Source organism: Stakelama portus (genome assembly GCF_003171655.1).
GTDB lineage: Bacteria > Pseudomonadota > Alphaproteobacteria > Sphingomonadales > Sphingomonadaceae > Sphingomonas > Sphingomonas portus.
In genome coordinates, this window is record NZ_QFZL01000007.1 from 51149 (window position 1) to 68408 (window position 17260).

Genomic DNA, 17260 nt, shown 5'->3' on the forward strand with positions numbered 1-17260 from the left:
AGGAACGCAAGATGGCTACCGCCGCTGAAATGACCAAGCCCGCAACAGGCGCCAATGTCGGCCGCATCGCCCAGGTGATCGGCGCCGTGGTCGACGTGTCCTTCGAAGGCACGCTGCCCGCGATTCTCTCGGCGCTCGAAACCGATAACAACGGCTCGCGCCTCGTCCTCGAAGTCGCCCAGCACCTCGGGGAAAGCACCGTTCGCTGCATCGCGATGGACGGCACCGACGGCCTGACCCGTGGCCAGCCGGTCACCGATACCGGATCGCAGATCCGCGTGCCCGTCGGCCCGAAGACGCTCGGCCGCATCATGAACGTGATCGGCGAAGCGATCGACGAACGCGGCCCGGTGGGCAGCGACATGTCCGCACCGATCCACGCGGCTGCTCCCGAATTCATCGAACAGTCGACCGAAAGCGCGATCCTCGTCACCGGCATCAAGGTGATCGACTTGCTCGCCCCCTATGCAAAGGGCGGCAAGATCGGCCTGTTCGGCGGCGCGGGCGTCGGCAAGACCGTGCTCATCCAGGAACTGATCAACAACATCGCAAAGGGCCATGGCGGCACCTCGGTGTTCGCCGGCGTGGGTGAGCGCACCCGCGAAGGCAACGATCTCTATCACGAATTCCTCGACGCCGGCGTTATCGCCAAGGATGCCGACGGCAACGCGATCAGCGAAGGTTCGAAGGTGGCGCTGGTCTATGGCCAGATGAACGAACCGCCGGGCGCCCGCGCTCGCGTCGCGCTGTCGGGCCTGACCATGGCCGAATATTTCCGCGATCAGGAAGGGCAGGACGTGCTCTTCTTCGTCGACAACATCTTCCGCTTCACCCAGGCGGGCGCCGAAGTGTCGGCACTGCTCGGCCGTATTCCTTCGGCCGTGGGCTATCAGCCGACCCTGTCGACCGACATGGGCGCGCTGCAGGAGCGCATTACGTCGACCAACAAGGGCTCGATCACTTCGGTGCAGGCCGTGTACGTCCCCGCGGACGACCTTACCGACCCTGCCCCGGCAACTTCGTTCGCCCACCTCGACGCAACGACCGTGCTCAACCGTGCGATTTCGGAACTCGGCATCTATCCGGCGGTCGATCCGCTCGATTCGACCAGCCGCGTTCTCGAACCGCGCGTCGTCGGTCAGGAACATTATGAAACCGCCCGCGCGGTTCAGTCGATCCTGCAGAAGTACAAGTCGCTTCAGGACATCATCGCGATCCTGGGCATGGACGAGCTTTCCGAAGAAGATAAGCTCACCGTCGCCCGCGCCCGCAAGATCCAGCGCTTCCTGTCGCAGCCGTTCCACGTCGCCGAAGTCTTCACCAACATCCCGGGCAAGTTCGTTGCGCTGGAAGACACGGTGAAGTCGTTCAAGGCCGTGGTCGACGGCGAATATGACCATCTTCCCGAAGCAGCCTTCTACATGGTCGGCGGCATCGACGAAGCCGTCGCCAAGGCGGCAAAGATGGCCGAAGAAGCGTAATCCAACTCCCTCTCCCCTTTGGGGGAGAGGGCCAGGGTGAGGGGCTGCGGCAAGCGATGGCGCCCGCGGCCTCCCCTCACCCAACCCTCTCCCCCGGGGGAGAGGGCTATGAGGTAAGAACATGCTGCATTTCGAACTCGTCACTCCCGAAAAGCTCGTCCGTTCGGAAGAGGTCTATATGGTCGTCGTTCCCGGCACCGAGGGCGATTTCGGCGTGTTGCAGGGCCATGCGCCCTTCATGTCGACGATCCGCGACGGCAGCATCGCGATCTACAAGGCCGACAAGAGCGAGCCCGAAACGCTCGCGATTCGCGGCGGCTTTGCCGAGGTCAATGAGAAGGGCCTGACGGTTCTCGCCGAACATATCGGCTGATCGCGCGGCCGCGGCGCGCGCGCATTTCCCTAACGCTGATCGAACGGGCAAGGGCGAAGTCTTTGCCCGTTTTTTTATGTGCGGACGTTTTCGCCCCGCCGCCCCTTCCATTGCGACCTCTTCCGCACGCGTCCGGCGTTCAGAGGATTAGGCAATTGTAAAAACTTGCCCGGTAACCATTCGGGCCACCGGCACGATGCTGGCCAGACAGGGCATTGAATGAGCGCTTTCGGACGACGCAACGGATTGGGAGGCAGCGGCGGAAGCCGCCCCGGCTTCGGAGTCGCGCGCCCGATGCAGGGCGGCGGCACGTCGCGCCCGTCCAGCGAGCCCGGCGGCGAGCAATTCCCGCCGATCGGCAGCGTCCCCCTGCCCGGCGCGGACAAGCCCGATTCGGGCAGTTCTCCGGCCCCCGAATTCGCACCCACGCAAGCCAGCAGCGACGCGATGCAACGGCTTGCCGATCGTCAGGCAGCGACCGGCGAGCAGGGCAATTCGCGGATGGAGGGGTTCGAAGCCTCGATCCATCGCATCAAGGAACAGGTGCTGCCGCGCCTGCTCGAACGCGTCGACCCCGAAGCTGCAGCCACGCTGAGCAAGGATGAACTCGCCGAGGAATTCCGCCCGATCATCGGCGAAGTGCTCGCCGAACTGAAGCTGACGCTCAATCGCCGTGAACAATTCGCGCTCGAAAAAGTGCTGGTCGACGAGCTGCTCGGCCTCGGCCCGCTCGAGGAATTGCTGACCGACGCGGCGATCACCGACATCATGGTCAACGGCCCCGAGCAGACCTATGTCGAACGCAAGGGCAAGCTTGAGCTCGCCAATATCCAGTTCCGCGACGAGGAACATCTGTTCCAGATCGCGCAGCGCATCTGCAATTCGGTCGGCCGCCGCGTCGACCAGACCACGCCGCTTGCCGACGCCCGCCTGAAAGACGGTTCGCGTGTCAACGTGATCGTGCCGCCGCTGTCGCTGCGCGGCACTGCCATCTCGATTCGTAAATTCTCGGCCAAGCCGATCACGCTCGACATGATGGCGCAGGGCGGATCGATGTCGCAGAAAATGGCGACGATGCTCAAGATCGCCGGCGCCTGCCGCTTCAACGTCGTGATTTCGGGCGGTACCGGCTCGGGTAAGACGACGATGCTCAATGCCCTGTCGAAACTGATCGACCCGGGCGAGCGCGTGCTGACGATCGAGGACGCGGCCGAACTTCGCCTGCAACAGCCGCACTGGCTGCCGCTCGAAACCCGCCCGGCGAACCTTGAGGGCCAGGGCGAAATCACCATCCGCGATCTGGTCAAGAACGCGCTGCGTATGCGCCCCGATCGCATCATCCTGGGCGAAATCCGCGGCAGCGAATGTTTCGATCTGCTCGCCGCGATGAACACCGGCCATGACGGATCGATGTGTACGCTCCACTCCAACAGCCCGCGCGAAGCGCTGGCGCGTATGGAGAATATGGTGATGATGTCCGACATCAAGGTGCCGAAAGAAGCGATCAGCCGCCAGATCGCCGATTCGGTCGACCTGATCATTCAGGTGAAGCGCCTGCGCGACGGCAGCCGCCGCGTCACCAACATCACCGAAGTGATCGGCATGGAAGGCCCCGTCATCGTGACGCAGGAGCTGTTCAAGTTCGAATATCTCGACGAAAGCGCCGATGGAAAAATCATCGGCGAATATCGCTCGATGGGCCTGCGCCCCTATACGCTCGACAAGGCCAAGCAGTTCGGTTTCGATCAGGCGCTGCTCGAAGCCTGTCTCTAAGGCTCGCCCGGATATGTCGTTTCTTCGGGCGACCGCGCCGTGACCGGCACCGACTTCCCCATCAATCTGCGGACGGCCGCGTGGCTGCGACGCGGCTCGATTATGGCGCGGCACCGTTGAATCACCGGCGACGCCCCGTGGCGATGCGGCTGTTGCCGGGTCTGCTGCTCTGCCTGCTGACCTGTGTCCCGCTCGCCGCCGCAGAGCAGCAAATTCGCCTTTCCGACGACAGCGAGGCGCGCTGGATCCCGTTCGAACTCACCGAGCATAACCAGATCGTTTTCACCATGACCTTTGCCGGAGAAGCGGCAACGGCTTTGCTCGACACGGGGCTCAGCGACACGCTGGTTTCCGACCGGCTGGCCGCCGCCACCGGACTGCGCAGCAGCGTTGGTGAGCAGGCCGCCGCGATCGGCGGCGACGTATCGCTGCGCTGGGCGGCAAGCCCCGCGCTCGGCTTTGGCGGCCTTTCCCGCTCGGGCGGGCGCATCGGCATCGCGTCCCTGGATGGGGCCGGGTCCGGCATCGACTTGCTGATCGGCAGCGACATCCTGTCCTGCTGCGCGCTCGATATCGATTATGACGCGCGCCGGTTCCGCATCCTGCCCAGCGGACGCCTGCCCTTTCGCGGCAAAAGCGCATCGCTGCACCTGACACCGTCGAGCCGCAGCTATGTCACGCGCGGATCGCTCGCCGGCGCAACGCTGAGCCCGATGATCGTCGATACCGGCGACGGCGCGGCGATCACGATCGCGCGGACGATCTGGGATGCGAGCGATTACGCAGCCGCTCCCACGACCAGCACCATCGCCTTCGGACTGGGTGGCGCGATCGAAACCGATGTCGCGGTCATATCCGAAATCGAAATCGCCGATGTGAAAGCGCGACAGGTTGAAGTGCGCATCGAGGATGCGCGCGGCTTTTCGACTCGGATCGGGGCGGCCGGCCGAATCGGATCGGGCTTCCTGCTCGGCTATCGCGTGCTGCTCGATCCCCGCGCCGGGCGCATCGTGCTGAGCCCCGGGGGTAAGGCCGGTGCCGCCCCGCTGCGATCGACCAGCGGACTGCTGCTGGCCTTTCAGGGCGACGAACTGCGCGTGTTGCACGTCATGCGCCATTCGCCCGCCGCCCGCGCGGGCTGGCGTGTCGGCGACCGGATCTGCGCCGCCGACGGCATATCGGTGCGCGACGGCGTTTCCGCCACCGGTCTGGTCGGATGGACGGTCGGCGCGCCCGGCCGAACCGTGCATATCGCGATGTGCGACGGCAGCGAACGATCGCTTACGCTTGCCAATTTCTATTGAGCGCGGATTACGCTAGAACAAATCCATCGCCAGCCCGCCCAGAATTACGGCGGCAAGCAGCGCGAGAAACTGAATAAGCGACCATGGCGCCAGGCCGACCCGGTCGAGATTGGAACGCCGCTGACGGCGATGTTCGGCAACGCCGCTGACGATCGCCAGAAATATTGCTGCAACGGCTCCGGTCCAAAGGCGTTCTTGCATCGTAACGACTCAATTCACAAATAGCGGCAGCCGCCACCGGGGATAGTTCATGCGCCAGATAATGATTGCCACCGCCATTGCCACTACTGCTCTTGCCGTAGCTTCGGTCGCGACCGGCGCACCCGCGACCCAGCGACATACGCTGCAGTCCGCAGTCGATGCGCCGACGCGGACCCCGGCCAATGTCACGCGCGATCAATATCGTCACCCGGTCGAAACGCTCGGCTTCTTCGGCGTCAGCCCGACCGACACTGTCGTGGAGATCTGGCCGGGCGGCGGCTGGTATACCGAAATCCTGGCCCCCTATCTCGCCCATGGCGGCACCTTGTGGGTCGCCTCGCCGGGACCGGAGGGTCTGGGCGGTGTGCAGAAACTGATGACGGCGCATCCGGATGCGCCCGGCTATGCCGCGATCCGCACCGCAGCCTTCCCCGCGCGCGCCGCGACCGAGGGCCTCGCCCCCGTGCCCGACGGCACCGCCGATGTCGTCCTCACCTTCCGCAACGTCCATAACTGGCGCATGGGTTATCAGCGCGACGGACAGGATTATTCGCCCCAGGCATTCGAACAGATGTTCGCGATGCTGAAGCCCGGCGGCACGCTGGGCGTCGTCGACCATCGCCTGCCCGAAGACGCCGATTCCGCGCGCGAACACTCGAGCGGCTATGTGAAGGTGTCGACCGTCCGCCGCCTCGCCGAGGAAGCGGGCTTCGAATATGTCGGCGCTTCGGAAGTGAACGCAAACCCCGCCGACACCGCCGATTGGGAACGTGGCGTGTGGACGCTGCCGCCGACGCTGTCGCTGCGCGATCAGGATCGCGAACGCTATCTTGCGATCGGCGAAAGCGACCGCATGACGCTCAAATTCCGCAAGCCCGCCTGATCCCCCCGCCTGATCCCGTTACCGGGACCGGCGGTGCATGCTTACTTTACTTGCCCAGCTTCTCGACCTTGTCCTGAAGCCGCGAAAGCTCGGACCGCAACGCTGCGATCTCGTCGTCCTTCGCAGCAACCGATTCGTCGGCAGCGGCTGCGCCCGGCGGCACCGCACCCGGCTTGAACGCCGCGGTCGCCGCTTCGAACATCGCCATGTTCTGCTTGGCGAGTTCGGCGAAGGGCGAATTGGCGAACGCGCCTTCGACGGCGCTTTTGAACTGTTGCTGGTTGCGGCGGAAGCTTTCCATCGACGCTTCCAGATATCCGGGGACCAGCGCCTGCATGCTGTCGCCGTACAGCGCGATCAGCTGACGCAGAAAGCTGACCGGCAATAGCGTCTGGCCACGCGCTTCTTCTTCCATGATGATCTGGGTAAGCACGTTATGCGTGATATCGTCTTCCGACTTCGCGTCGATCACCTTGAAGTCGCGTCCCTCGCGGGTCATCGCCGCGAGATGTTCAAGAGTGATGTATGAGGAAGTCTCCGTGTTATAAAGCCGCCGATTGGCGTACTTTTTGATGATAACCGGGCCGTTGGTATCGCCGCTCTTCTTCATGGAGTCGTCCTCTCCTTTGACTGACAAGCATGTAACACCGGATGATGCAGCGCAACAAGTGCCGCGGCCTTTGCCTCTGTTTTTGGCCATGCTGCGCAGCGAAACCGCAACATCCCCCGAGCGGCGAACGCGCGCGCTTGCGGGGCTGCGCGCCTATCAACAGGCGCGCCGGCCCGCCCCGCGCGCGCCCAAGCCCGTCTTCGCGCGTTCCGGGCGGGCGGTGCTGCGCGATTATGGCGGATCGGGAACGCCGCTGGTCGTCGTTCCGTCGCTGATCAATCCGCCGCATGTCCTCGATCTCGCGCGCGGCAATTCGCTGATGCGCTGGCTGGCGCGACAGGGTGTCCGGCCGATGCTGGTCGATTGGGGCACGCCCTCGCCCGCCGAGCGCGATCAGGACATCACCGCGCATATCGAACAATTGCTGCTGCCGCTGATCGGCGCGCTGCCCCGCCCGCCGCTGCTGATGGGCTATTGCCTCGGCGGCACGATGGCGATGGCCGCGGCATGCGCGACGCCGGTCGCCGGGCTCGCGACCGTCGCCGCGCCCTGGCGATTTGCAGGCTATGGCGATTCCCGGTCGGCGATGGATTCGGTCTGGCACCACGCGCATGAAAATTGCGAGCGGATGGGCCTGGTCCCGATGGAAGTGCTGCAGGCAGGTTTCTGGCAACTCGATCCCGCGCGCACCATCGCGAAATATGAGCGGTTTTCGGCCATGCCGCGCGGCAGCGCGCGCGCAAACGCCTTTGTCGCGCTCGAGGATTGGGCGAATGGAGGCGCGCCGCTAACCTATGCCGCCGGACGCCAATTGTTCGACGATTTCCTCCACGCCGATCTGCCCGGACGCGGCAAATGGATCGTCGCGGGCAGGCCGGTCGGTCCCGCAGCGCTCGATTGCCCGGCAGTCGAATTCGTATCGGCGAGCGACCGGATCGTGCCGGCCGCTACTGCGGCGGGGCTGGCCGATTCGCGCATCCTGTCCGCCGGGCATGTCGGCATGATCGTCGGCGGTCGGGGCCGCGCGCAGCTATGGGAACCGCTTGCCGACTGGCTAAGAGCGCATCGTCTTCCTAGATAGGCGCCATCGAATCACGAGCCATCCGCAGGAGCTTCCATGCCAGATATCGTCATCGCCGCCGCAAAACGCACGCCGGTCGGCAGCTTCCTCGGCGCTTTCGCCAATACCCCGGCGCACGAACTCGGCCGAACCGCCATCGAAGCGGCGCTGGCACAGGCAGGGGTGAAGGGCGACGAGGTTTCCGAAGTCATATTGGGCCAGGTGCTGACGGCTGCGCAGGGCCAGAACCCGGCACGCCAGGCGTCGATGGCGGCGGGCGTGCCCAAGGAAATCCCGGCATGGGGCGTCAATCAGGTGTGCGGATCGGGCCTGCGCGCGGTCGCACTTGCCTATCAGGCCGCGGCGACCGGCGATTCGACCATCGTCGTCGCCGGCGGTCAGGAAAATATGTCGATGAGCGCCCATGCCCAGATGCTGCGCGCAGGCACCAAGATGGGCGATGTCAGCCTGATCGACACGATGATCAAGGATGGCCTGACCGACGTGTTCAACGGCTATCACATGGGCATCACCGCCGAAAATCTGGCCGAACAATATGAAATCTCGCGCGGCGAACAGGATGCATTCGCCGTCCGTTCGCAGAATCTCGCCGAAAAGGCGCGCGCCGACGGCAGGTTCAAGGACGAAATCGCCCCGGTGACGGTAAAGGGCCGCAAGGGCGATATCATCGTCGATCAGGACGAATATATCCGCGCCGGCGCCACGGTTGAGGGCGTGTCGGGCCTTCGCCCCGCCTTCAAGAAGGACGGGACGGTCACTGCCGCCAACGCCAGCGGCATCAACGATGGCGGCGCCGCGCTCGTCATCATGACCGCCGACGAAGCCGCACGCCGGGGCATCACGCCGCTCGCGCGCATCGCCAGCTGGGCCAGCGCGGGTGTCGACCCGTCGATCATGGGCATCGGACCGGTCCCCGCCACGCGCCGCGCGCTGGAAAAGGCCGGCTGGAGCATCGGCGATCTCGACCTGATCGAAGCCAACGAAGCCTTTGCCGCGCAGGCGCTGTCGGTCGGCAAGGAGCTTGGCTGGGATCCGGACAAGGTCAATGTCAATGGCGGCGCGATCGCCATCGGCCACCCGATCGGCGCATCGGGCGCCCGCGTGCTGACGACATTGCTCTACGAAATGCAGAAGCGTGATGCGAAAAAGGGTCTCGCGACGCTCTGCATCGGCGGCGGCATGGGCATCGCCATGTGCGTCGAGCGCTGATCACATACTTCCGGTGCCTCCCCCGGCCTGCCGGGGGAGGAATTACATCCAGACCCGGTCGAACCGCTGTCCCAGTCCGGTCAGCAGCTCATATTGCGACAGGCCGGTCAGCATCGCAGTTTCCGGCAGCGCATAATCGAGTCCGATCCAGTCGCCTTCGGCCAGTTCCGCCGCGGCATCGACTCCGACCGCAAGCAGGTCCATCGACACCCGCCCCAGCACGGGCAGCTTGCGATCGCCCGAATGCGCGCCGCCCTTGCCCGAAAAGCACCGCAGATAGCCGTCGGCATAGCCGATATTGAGGATCGCGACCTGGGTGTCAGCAGGCGCGGTCCAGGTGGCGTTATAACCGACCGTCTCACCCGCCTTCACGTGACGTCGCTGCAATATCTGCGCCTGCGGAAATACCACCTGCCGGATATGCACGGCATGCGCAGCGCATTGCACGCCGCCGTACAGCGCAATGCCCGGCCGCGTCAGATCGAAATGATAATCGCCGCCCAGCGCGATGCCCGCCGAATTGGCCAGGCTCATCCGCCGCGCCGCGGTCCGCCCGCGCAACCCCGCCAGTGCATCGCGCTGCCGCGCGTTCATCGACACGTCCTCATCGGCACAGGCAAGATGGCTCATCAACGTATCGATCGTCAGCCCGTCGAGCAGGCCCGACGCCGCATCCTCGACCGAAATGCCCAGCCGGTTCATCCCGGTATCGACCATCACGTCACAGACACCGCCGCCCGCTTCGCGCCAGCGCCGCACCTGCTCGGCGCTCGCCAGCACCGGTCGCGCCGGTCCCGCAAGCGCCAGATCCATGTCTTCGGCGCGGACGCCATGCAGTACCGAAAGCGATGCAGGCGCAATATCGCCCAATGTCGCCGCCTCGGCCCAGGTCGCAACGAAAAAGTCCCGGCATCCGGCCCGGGACAGCCGTCGCACCACGTCGCGTGCGCCCAGCCCATAGCCATCGGCCTTCACGGCCGCGCCGCACGCCGCGCTGCCGCTCATCGCGTCGAGCGCGCGCCAATTGGCAACCAGGGCATCCCCATCGAGGGAAAGGCGGAGCGGAGCAGGCGGTATGGTCACCCCATGCCCCCTATGCCCGGGTCGCGGCGACGGCAAGCCGCGACACCGCGCTAGCGCCCCCTCACGGCGTCACAGCGTGATGCCATAGCGGGCATATTGTTCGTCGACCGCGGGCGTCAGCAGCCGCGCCTTGTCGATGTCCTGCTGACCGCGGCGATCGCCGTTGCGCAGCCGGATCAGGCCACGCATGAACAGGCTTGCCGGCAGGTCGGGCGAAATGGCGAGCGCGGCGTCGAAATCGGCCAGCGCCTTTTCCATGTCGCCAAGGCGGAAATAGACCATCGCCCGGCTGTCGAGAATGGCGGACGGCGTTTGCGCCAGTTCGATCGCGCGCGTGCAATCCTGCAGCGCCGATTCGATCTGAACGTTACGCGTTCCCTTGAGCCAGCAACGTCCGTTCAGCAATTCCGGGTCGTTGGGCCGCTCTTCGACTTCAGCATCGAGCAACGCGACCGCTTCGTCGACCCGCCCGGCATCGGCCAGCACATTGGCTTTGACTTCGACATAGCTTCCACGATTATTGTCGCCGAGCGCAATCTGCTCGTCGACCAGCGCCAGCGCCGCTTCGGTATCGCCGGTCAGCGACAGCAGCCGGATAACCGCAATCGTTGCCGGCATCATCGAAGGATCGAGCAGCATCGCCTCGCGCGCATCCTCAAGCGCCGAGTCATAATCGCCGATGATCTGATATACGCCCGACCGCAAAAGATAGGTGTTCGCGCTGGGAACGATGTCGAGCGCCGCGCTATAATCCCGCAGCGCCGCCTCATGATCGAACACGCCGCGGTGGAAGGAAGCGCTGGCAAGATAGCCCGCGCCATTCTCATCCCCCGGCTGATTGGCAAGATCGAAAAAGGCTTCTTCGATGGGATCGAGCAGTCCCGCCTTGCGCGCAGCGATCACTTCGTCGGTATAGGAAGGCAGATCGGCGGGTGCGATCAGGCGCAGCGCCTGCGCCTTGGCGCGCGCGACATCGCGACGCACCGTCGGAATATCGGCCGCCGCCACTTCGCCAAGCCCGGTAATGACGCGATCATCCACGGTCACAACATTGGCGTCCTGCACCACGCTGCGCCGGAATTCCCCCCCGGCCAGCGATGTCGGCAACGTCCGCGCGCCGTCGATCGTGAAGTCGCCATCGGGCAGGCGGTACCGGGTCACTATCCGCTCATCGCTATAATCGCCTGCCTGGACCGGGATTTCGCGCCATTCGCGCCGCGCACGATTGGGCGCGAAGACGAGCGCGGTCAGCGTCGGATCGATCGACAGCTTCTGACGGCCATTTTCCTCTTCCCATTCGGGCCAGTAAATGCCGTGCGACTCAACCGTTGCGATCCCGGTGTCGTCGGAAAAGCTGATGTCGCCGCCAAGATAGCGATAGCGATTGCCCAGCACGTTGACGATCATCGCCTTGACGAAATCATCGATCTGCTCGGGCGCGGCGGTATTCACTGCGGTACGCAATATATCGACCATGTCGCCGCGCACCTCGCTGCGGATCGTATAGAGCGACGGAAGCCGCAGCCCCGCGCGCGAATCGATATCCAGATGCGTCACGACATCGGGACGGGCATGCGGGTGCGGGACGATTTCCTCGAGTTCGGCACCCTGCGCGCGCATCGGCAGCGCGTGGCGCGACGGCGGCGTGTCGGCCAGATCGGCGAGCGTCGCGCCCGATCGCGTGCCGTCGAGCCAATAGGTCTGCCCGTCGATCTGCGCACGCACCAGCACATGATCGAACGCGCCCGCCATCGGCAGCCGTTCGGGCACCAGTGCATCGACGGTGATGCTCATCATCGCCGGCTCGGCTTCGATCCCCAGCTCCCGCAGCATCGCCAGCAACAGCAACGTCTTGGCCTTGCAATCGCCATAACGACGCTCCCAGGTCTGCGCGGGCGTCTGCGGCGTGTAATTGCCGCCATCCATACCTTCGAACAGGTAGCGGACGTCGTTCTGCACCAGCATCAATGCCCTGGCGGCACGTTCGCGCGGGTCGCGCGTGGCCCTGGCGATCTGCGCCACTTGCTGCGCGAGCGGACTGCCCGGCGCGATCAGCCCCTGGGTATCATATAGCGGCGCCATCGCCGCCGAAACGTCGCGCCAGCTGTCGAAGGTCGACATTTCGACCAGCGGCACTTCGCGATACCGCATCGGGGCATCGTCGGGCATTTCCGGCGATGTCGGGGCAGGCAGTGCGATCGTCACCTGATGGAAGCCGTCGCTGTCGCTTTCCGTGACATCGAGCGCCTCGACATGCGATTTCCAATGCACTGCCTGTCCGGTGGGCCAGGAAAGACGCACCCGCCCGAAATCGACCTGCATCGGCGCCTGCATGATCTGTGCAACTGCCTGAACATTCCCGTCCAGCGCGCTGTCATGCTGGGTAATCGAATAGGTGAAGCGCAGGACATCGCCCACCCGCAGCCCCTGCACTGCCAGAGTCGCAGTCAGTGTCCCCGTCAGATAGGCCTGTTCGAGCTGCTGTTCGCGTTGCAGCACCGAAAAACGCGAATCACCGGCCAGCACGTCGATCGTCTCATCGCCGCGCAAAATATCGACGCGATGGATGATCACATCGCCATTATCGGGATTCCAGTCGAGTTTGAGCGTCCCCAGCTGCGTCGCCATCTGCGTCGACGATATCCGCACCGCAATATCGGAATAGGTCCATAGCTGGTCCCCATCGATCCGCTGTTGCTGGTCATATATCAGGAACGTCGCCCGCGAAGATGCCGAGGCGTCGGAAATACGCGCCGCATCGACCCATGCCGGCGCAGGGGCATATTTGGGGGTATCGTCGGCATGCGCGACGCCCGCCATCAAAAACAGCGCCAGGCTCGCCAGCAGGAAACGGATCATCGAATTAGCCCCCCAATATGCGGGAGAGGCTAAGCGACGGCAGCGAATAGGCAAGCCTTACCGGCCGCTCGATTGCGATAATTTCGCGCGATCTGCTTCAATTCACGGTTTCTGCAGCGGCTTTTCACCAAGGTGCTGTAGAAATTGCACATATCTGCACTTTTTCTTCACTGGCCGCCCTCCCGGGCACGCCGATCGCGGCACGCGCGTTACCGATGCCGCGCGCCTGACCGACAAATCCCCCGGCCGGTCGGCCTGAAATCGCGCGGCTCAGCCGGCGTGAAAATAATCGTGGATGCTCTGTGCCATTGTCTTGCTGACGCCCGGCGTGCGCTGCAGATCCTCGAGGCTCGCCGCCCGTACCGCCTTGGCCGTGCCGAAATGCATCAGCAGTGCCTTTTTGCGCGACGGGCCGATGCCGGGAATATCGTCGAGCGGCGATTTGACCACCGCCTTGGCGCGCTTGGCGCGATGCCCGCCGATGACGAAGCGATGGACTTCGTCGCGGAGCCGCTGAAGATAATAAAGCAGCGGCGCATTGACCGGCAGCGTCAGTTCGCGCCCGTCCATCAGGTGGAACACCTCGCGGCCTTCGCGGCCATGATGCGGCCCCTTGGCGACACCGACCACCGGCACGTCCTCGATCCCCAGATCCTCAAGCACGCCCATCACCGCGTTCAATTGCCCGCGCCCGCCATCGACCAGCACCAGATCGGGCCAGTCGCCCTTTTCGCGATCGGGGTCTTCCGCCTGCGCGCGGCTGAAGCGCCGTTCGAACACTTCGCGCATCATCGCGAAATCGTCGTCGGTATTCGCCTTCCTGATGTTGAACTTGCGATACTGGCCTTTGCGGAACCCCTCCGGCCCGGCGACGATCATCGCGCCGAGCGCATTGGTCCCCTGAATATGGCTGTTGTCATAGACTTCGATCCGGTCGGGCGGCTCGGGCAGTTCGAACAGGTCGGCGACTTCGCGCAGCAGCTTTGCCTGTGTCGTGCTCTCGGCATTGCGCCGGTCGAGCGCCTCGATGGCGTTGCGTGTCGCCTGTTCCATCAGGCGGCGCCGCGCGCCGCGCTGCGGCTGGCTGATCGTCACCTTGAACCCGGCCCGCTCGCCCAATGCCTCGGCAAGCAGCGCGCCCTCGCGCAATTCGCGATCGAGCAGCACCTGCCTGGGCGGGGGCACTTCCTCGTAAAACTGCATCAGGAACTGGCTGAGCACTTCGTCATCGGGCACGTCGGCGGTATGCGCGGGAAAGAAGCTGCGATGCCCCCAATTCTGGCCGCCGCGAATGAAGAAGGCCTGGATACCGATGGTCCCTTCCTTCGCCGCCAGCGCAAAGATGTCGGCGTCGCCGACACCCTCGGCATTGATCGCCTGCGACCCCTGAATGAAGGTCAGCGCCTTCAGCCGGTCACGCAATATCGCCGCCAGTTCGAAATCGAGCGCATCGGACGCCGCCTGCATCTGCACGCCCAGCTTTTCCTGCACCTTGGTCGATTTGCCGCCCAGGAAATCCTTCGCATCGCTCACCAGTTCGGCATAGCCTGCTTCGTCGATCCGCCCGACGCACGGCGCCGAACAGCGGTGGATCTGATAGAGCAGGCATGGCCGGTCGCGCGTGTTGAAAAACCCGTCGGTACAGCTGCGCAGCAGGAACAGCTTTTGCAGCGCATTGAGCGTCTTGCGCACCTGCCCCGCGCCCGCGAACGGCCCGTAATAATCGCCCTTAACGCGCCGCGCGCCGCGATGCAGCTGGATTCGCGCGAAATCATGGCCCTGCCGGATCAGGATGAAGGGAAAGCTCTTATCGTCGCGCAGCAGCACATTATAGGGCGGGCGATAGCGTTTGATCAGCTGCGCTTCGAGCAACAGCGCCTCGGCTTCGCTGTTGGTGGTGACGATCGTCATGCTGCGCGTCTGGGCGACCATGCGCTGCAGCCGCTTCGACAGCCGCGCGACCTGGGTATAGTTGGTCACGCGGTTCTTCAGCGCGCGCGCCTTGCCGACATAGAGCACGTCGCCGCGCGCATCCTGCATCCGATAGACGCCGGGCCGTGCGGGCAGCGTATTCAGCACATTGCGGATCGCGGCGACGCCCGTTTCCAGATCGGGTTTGTCCGATCCACGAACGGTATAGGTCGCCTTTTCCTCGTGAAAGCGATCGGGAGACTGGGGTTCGGACATGGAATGCGTGATTTAGGCGCAGTGCGACGTTCGCGCCACCACCCGCAATCGCCTTTCACACAAATGCGGACAGGATTGCGTGCGCCCTCGCATGGTGTCGCTTTTGGCCATAGCGTCGCCGCAACGAAGGAGGGGACGTCATGGCGATCCGGTTCGGAATGGCGATCATCGCGGGCATGATGGCGATCGCGACTGCACAGGCACAGGCACAGGAACGGACGCCACCGGTGCCGGACGCGATTCCTGCCGGTCCGCGATGGGTGTTTCTGGGCGGTGATGAATTCATCAGCGCCTATGCGTTTCGGCTGCTGCCGCCGCGCAAGGACGACCAGCAGCTGGTGCTGATCGCCAGCTATTATTCGCGGCCGCTCGACGAAGCGGGGCATATCTATTCGAGCGACATCATTTACGCGGTCGATTGCGGACAGCGCATCGCGAAAGCGAAAACCTATCTGTTCTACGATTCGAACCGCATGCTTTGGAAAATGAATCAGCCCCTCGATGATGCGGATACGAATTGGGACGACGGCGAATTTCGAAAGGGGTTCGATTTCATCTGCGACAAGGGCGAATATCCGCTCGTTTCCGATCCGCTGACCGATTCGCGCGAACGATTCGCTGCCGCGCCCGGAAACTAGGTCGTGAACCTAGCTGCGTTTTTCCCACTTGCGCGTGTGTGCTAGCATACTAATACAGCGCCATGTTTCGTATCGCTGCCGCCGTCGCGCTCGTCTGCCTCCCTGTCGCTGCCCATGCCCAGACCGCGTGGAACCCCGATCCCTGGGTCGAGGATCTCGAAACGATCCGCACTGCGCTGCATGAGAAATATGCGAACCGCGAATGGTTGGAGCAGGAACGCGGCGTGCCGATCGATCCAATCCTCGATCTTGTCGAATCGATGGTGCGACGCGCGGGCAGCGACGCGGAGGCGCGCGCGACCTTTGACCTGTTGATCCGCAAGATCGACGACGGCCATGTATCGCTACGCTGGCCCCGCCCGGAGGCTCCGGCATCGGCATCGGCAACTGCGGAGGCACCTGCCCCGCCGACCAGCGCGACGCAATTCTGTCAGGCCCAGGGATATAGCGCGCGCGGCGGGGGCGGCACCGCGAAACTGTTGCCTGGTTATACGCCGCTTGCCGCCGAAGGGCTGTTTCCCGCCGGGATCGTGCCCATCGGCGAAGCGCGGGTCGGCGTCCTGCGCATTGGCGAATTTTCGCCCGAGGCGTTTCCCGCCCTGTGCGAAGGCATCGTCCGCGATCTGGCGATTCCCATCGATCAGCCCTGCGCGGAGGATTGCCGCGACGTCCTGATCACCGAGGCCTATCGCCGGCTCACCTTCGCCTGGATGGAGCGAATCGAGCAATTGCACGATGCCGGTGCGACGCACCTGCTGATCGACGAGACGGGCAATGGCGGCGGTTCGGAATGGGCCGAAGCTGCGGCACGCGCCCTGACGCCGCGGCAACTGGTATCGGCGCGGTTCGGCTTCGTGCGCGGGCCGCATTGGGAGAAACAATGGCGCGACCTTGCCCAGACGCTCCGTTCGGCTGCGGAGGAAAGCAACGATCCGTCCGAACAGGCGCGACTGCGCGAATGGGCAGCGCAGGCGGAAGCCGCGCGTGTCGAGGCCGCCACGCCATGCGATCCCACCGACGATTGCGAATGGCTTGGCCGCGCGGGCTATGCCACCGGACTTGTCGGCAGCGCTCCCGACGGGGCCTTTGCGGATGTCGATTGGGGCGCATCGGTCTTCAGCGCCGGGCAATATGCCTATCCGTACCGGTCGGGCGTATGGAATGGCCCGCTGATCGTGCTGGTCGATCAGGAAACCTGGTCGGCGGCAGAGCAATTCGCCGCACTGCTTCAGGACAATGATGCCGCGATCATCCTGGGTGCACGCACCGGCGGCGCGGGATGCGGCCACACATGGGGCGGCACGCCGACCACGCTGCCCAATAGCGGCGCCGTCCTCGAACTGCCCGATTGCGTCCGGTTCCGCCGTGACGGATCGAACGAAGTGCGCGGCATCCTGCCCGACGTAACGATTCCGTGGCGCGCCGATGATGGCACCGTGCTGAAGCGTCAGATACTGGCGGCGGCGCTGCCCGATGCCCTGCGCCGCGCAGCGGCGCTGTATCGTGACCAGACGGCGCCATAGCCCCGGCTGCAATCGGTACAAATGCGGTTAGGGATCGCGTCGGGCTGGCGTCCCA

The 17260-nt window shown here is 64.5% G+C and carries 14 protein-coding genes; 9 read left to right on the forward strand and 5 right to left on the reverse strand.

The genetic code is table 11. The features are described 5' to 3' along the window. Window positions 1-11 precede the first annotated feature (11 nt). From atpD to DKB74_RS16320, 4 genes are all read left to right on the forward strand, one after another. The gene (gene atpD / locus DKB74_RS16305; protein ID WP_109809257.1) at window positions 12-1481 is read left to right on the forward strand and encodes a F0F1 ATP synthase subunit beta; all 1470 of its coding nucleotides are present in this window, start codon (window positions 12-14) and stop codon (window positions 1479-1481) included. Between the two features lie 121 nt (window positions 1482-1602). After that, on the forward strand, window positions 1603-1854 hold the full coding sequence (locus tag DKB74_RS16310) for an ATP synthase F1 subunit epsilon (protein ID WP_109809258.1): 252 nt from the start codon (window positions 1603-1605) through the stop codon (window positions 1852-1854). A 219-nt stretch (window positions 1855-2073) separates the two neighbouring features. Continuing rightward, window positions 2074-3627 carry a TadA family conjugal transfer-associated ATPase gene (locus tag DKB74_RS16315; protein WP_193504490.1) on the forward strand — a complete coding sequence of 518 codons (1554 nt, stop codon included), beginning with the start codon at window positions 2074-2076 and terminating at the stop codon, window positions 3625-3627. Between the two features lie 80 nt (window positions 3628-3707). Beyond that, complete coding sequence (locus DKB74_RS16320) at window positions 3708-4931, forward strand: aspartyl protease family protein (protein WP_109809259.1); 1224 nt, start codon at window positions 3708-3710, stop codon at window positions 4929-4931. Between the two features lie 12 nt (window positions 4932-4943). On the opposite strand, the gene DKB74_RS16325 is transcribed toward DKB74_RS16320, so the two are convergent. Beyond that, a complete protein-coding gene (locus DKB74_RS16325) occupies window positions 4944-5132 on the reverse strand; it encodes a hypothetical protein (RefSeq protein WP_109809260.1) in 189 nt (62 codons plus the stop codon). Between the two features lie 49 nt (window positions 5133-5181). On the opposite strand from DKB74_RS16325, the gene DKB74_RS16330 reads away from it, so the two are divergent. After that, the gene (locus DKB74_RS16330; RefSeq protein ID WP_109809261.1) at window positions 5182-6015 is read left to right on the forward strand and encodes a class I SAM-dependent methyltransferase; all 834 of its coding nucleotides are present in this window, start codon (window positions 5182-5184) and stop codon (window positions 6013-6015) included. 46 nt (window positions 6016-6061) lie between these two features. Here the strand turns inward: DKB74_RS16330 and phaR are convergent, their stop codons facing one another. Beyond that, on the reverse strand, window positions 6062-6625 hold the full coding sequence (phaR, locus tag DKB74_RS16335; protein ID WP_109809262.1) for a polyhydroxyalkanoate synthesis repressor PhaR: 564 nt from the start codon (window positions 6623-6625) through the stop codon (window positions 6062-6064). Window positions 6626-6695: 70 nt separating this feature from the next. On the opposite strand from phaR, the gene DKB74_RS16340 reads away from it, so the two are divergent. Together DKB74_RS16340 and DKB74_RS16345 are read left to right on the forward strand one after the other, a co-directional pair. Beyond that, on the forward strand, window positions 6696-7706 hold the full coding sequence (locus DKB74_RS16340; RefSeq protein WP_109809371.1) for an alpha/beta hydrolase: 1011 nt from the start codon (window positions 6696-6698) through the stop codon (window positions 7704-7706). A 36-nt stretch (window positions 7707-7742) separates the two neighbouring features. Continuing rightward, complete coding sequence (locus DKB74_RS16345) at window positions 7743-8915, forward strand: acetyl-CoA C-acetyltransferase (RefSeq protein WP_109809263.1); 1173 nt, start codon at window positions 7743-7745, stop codon at window positions 8913-8915. A gap of 42 nt (window positions 8916-8957) precedes the next feature. Here the strand turns inward: DKB74_RS16345 and alr are convergent, their stop codons facing one another. From alr to uvrC, 3 genes are all read right to left on the reverse strand, one after another. Then, on the reverse strand, window positions 8958-9998 hold the full coding sequence (gene alr, locus DKB74_RS16350) for an alanine racemase (protein ID WP_109809264.1): 1041 nt from the start codon (window positions 9996-9998) through the stop codon (window positions 8958-8960). Window positions 9999-10067: 69 nt separating this feature from the next. Further along, window positions 10068-12857: a DUF3857 domain-containing protein gene (locus DKB74_RS16355; RefSeq protein ID WP_109809265.1), complete on the reverse strand. Its 2790-nt coding sequence runs from the start codon at window positions 12855-12857 to the stop codon at window positions 10068-10070. 270 nt (window positions 12858-13127) lie between these two features. Next, window positions 13128-15044, reverse strand: coding sequence for an excinuclease ABC subunit UvrC (gene uvrC / locus DKB74_RS16360; RefSeq protein ID WP_109809266.1), 1917 nt, complete (start codon window positions 15042-15044; stop codon window positions 13128-13130). A 140-nt stretch (window positions 15045-15184) separates the two neighbouring features. On the opposite strand from uvrC, the gene DKB74_RS16365 reads away from it, so the two are divergent. Further along, on the forward strand, window positions 15185-15682 hold the full coding sequence (locus DKB74_RS16365) for a hypothetical protein (protein ID WP_109809267.1): 498 nt from the start codon (window positions 15185-15187) through the stop codon (window positions 15680-15682). Window positions 15683-15744: 62 nt separating this feature from the next. Continuing rightward, on the forward strand, window positions 15745-17205 hold the full coding sequence (locus DKB74_RS16370; protein ID WP_109809268.1) for a S41 family peptidase: 1461 nt from the start codon (window positions 15745-15747) through the stop codon (window positions 17203-17205). Window positions 17206-17260: the final 55 nt, after the last annotated feature.

What these genes read in the sequence shown, in the direction of transcription:
- DKB74_RS16355 (WP_109809265.1), bottom strand. Translation starts at nt 12,857, where the DNA reads ATGATCCGTTTCCTGCTGGCGAGCCTGGCGCTGTTTTTGATGGCGGGC.
- DKB74_RS16345 (WP_109809263.1), top strand. Translation starts at nt 7,743, where the DNA reads ATGCCAGATATCGTCATCGCCGCCGCAAAACGCACGCCGGTCGGCAGC.
- DKB74_RS16370 (WP_109809268.1), top strand. Translation starts at nt 15,745, where the DNA reads ATGTTTCGTATCGCTGCCGCCGTCGCGCTCGTCTGCCTCCCTGTCGCT.
- atpD (WP_109809257.1), top strand. Translation starts at nt 12, where the DNA reads ATGGCTACCGCCGCTGAAATGACCAAGCCCGCAACAGGCGCCAATGTC.
- DKB74_RS16325 (WP_109809260.1), bottom strand. Translation starts at nt 5,132, where the DNA reads ATGCAAGAACGCCTTTGGACCGGAGCCGTTGCAGCAATATTTCTGGCG.
- DKB74_RS16310 (WP_109809258.1), top strand. Translation starts at nt 1,603, where the DNA reads ATGCTGCATTTCGAACTCGTCACTCCCGAAAAGCTCGTCCGTTCGGAA.
- DKB74_RS16330 (WP_109809261.1), top strand. Translation starts at nt 5,182, where the DNA reads ATGCGCCAGATAATGATTGCCACCGCCATTGCCACTACTGCTCTTGCC.
- DKB74_RS16315 (WP_193504490.1), top strand. Translation starts at nt 2,074, where the DNA reads ATGAGCGCTTTCGGACGACGCAACGGATTGGGAGGCAGCGGCGGAAGC.
- uvrC (WP_109809266.1), bottom strand. Translation starts at nt 15,044, where the DNA reads ATGTCCGAACCCCAGTCTCCCGATCGCTTTCACGAGGAAAAGGCGACC.
- DKB74_RS16365 (WP_109809267.1), top strand. Translation starts at nt 15,185, where the DNA reads ATGGCGATCCGGTTCGGAATGGCGATCATCGCGGGCATGATGGCGATC.
- phaR (WP_109809262.1), bottom strand. Translation starts at nt 6,625, where the DNA reads ATGAAGAAGAGCGGCGATACCAACGGCCCGGTTATCATCAAAAAGTAC.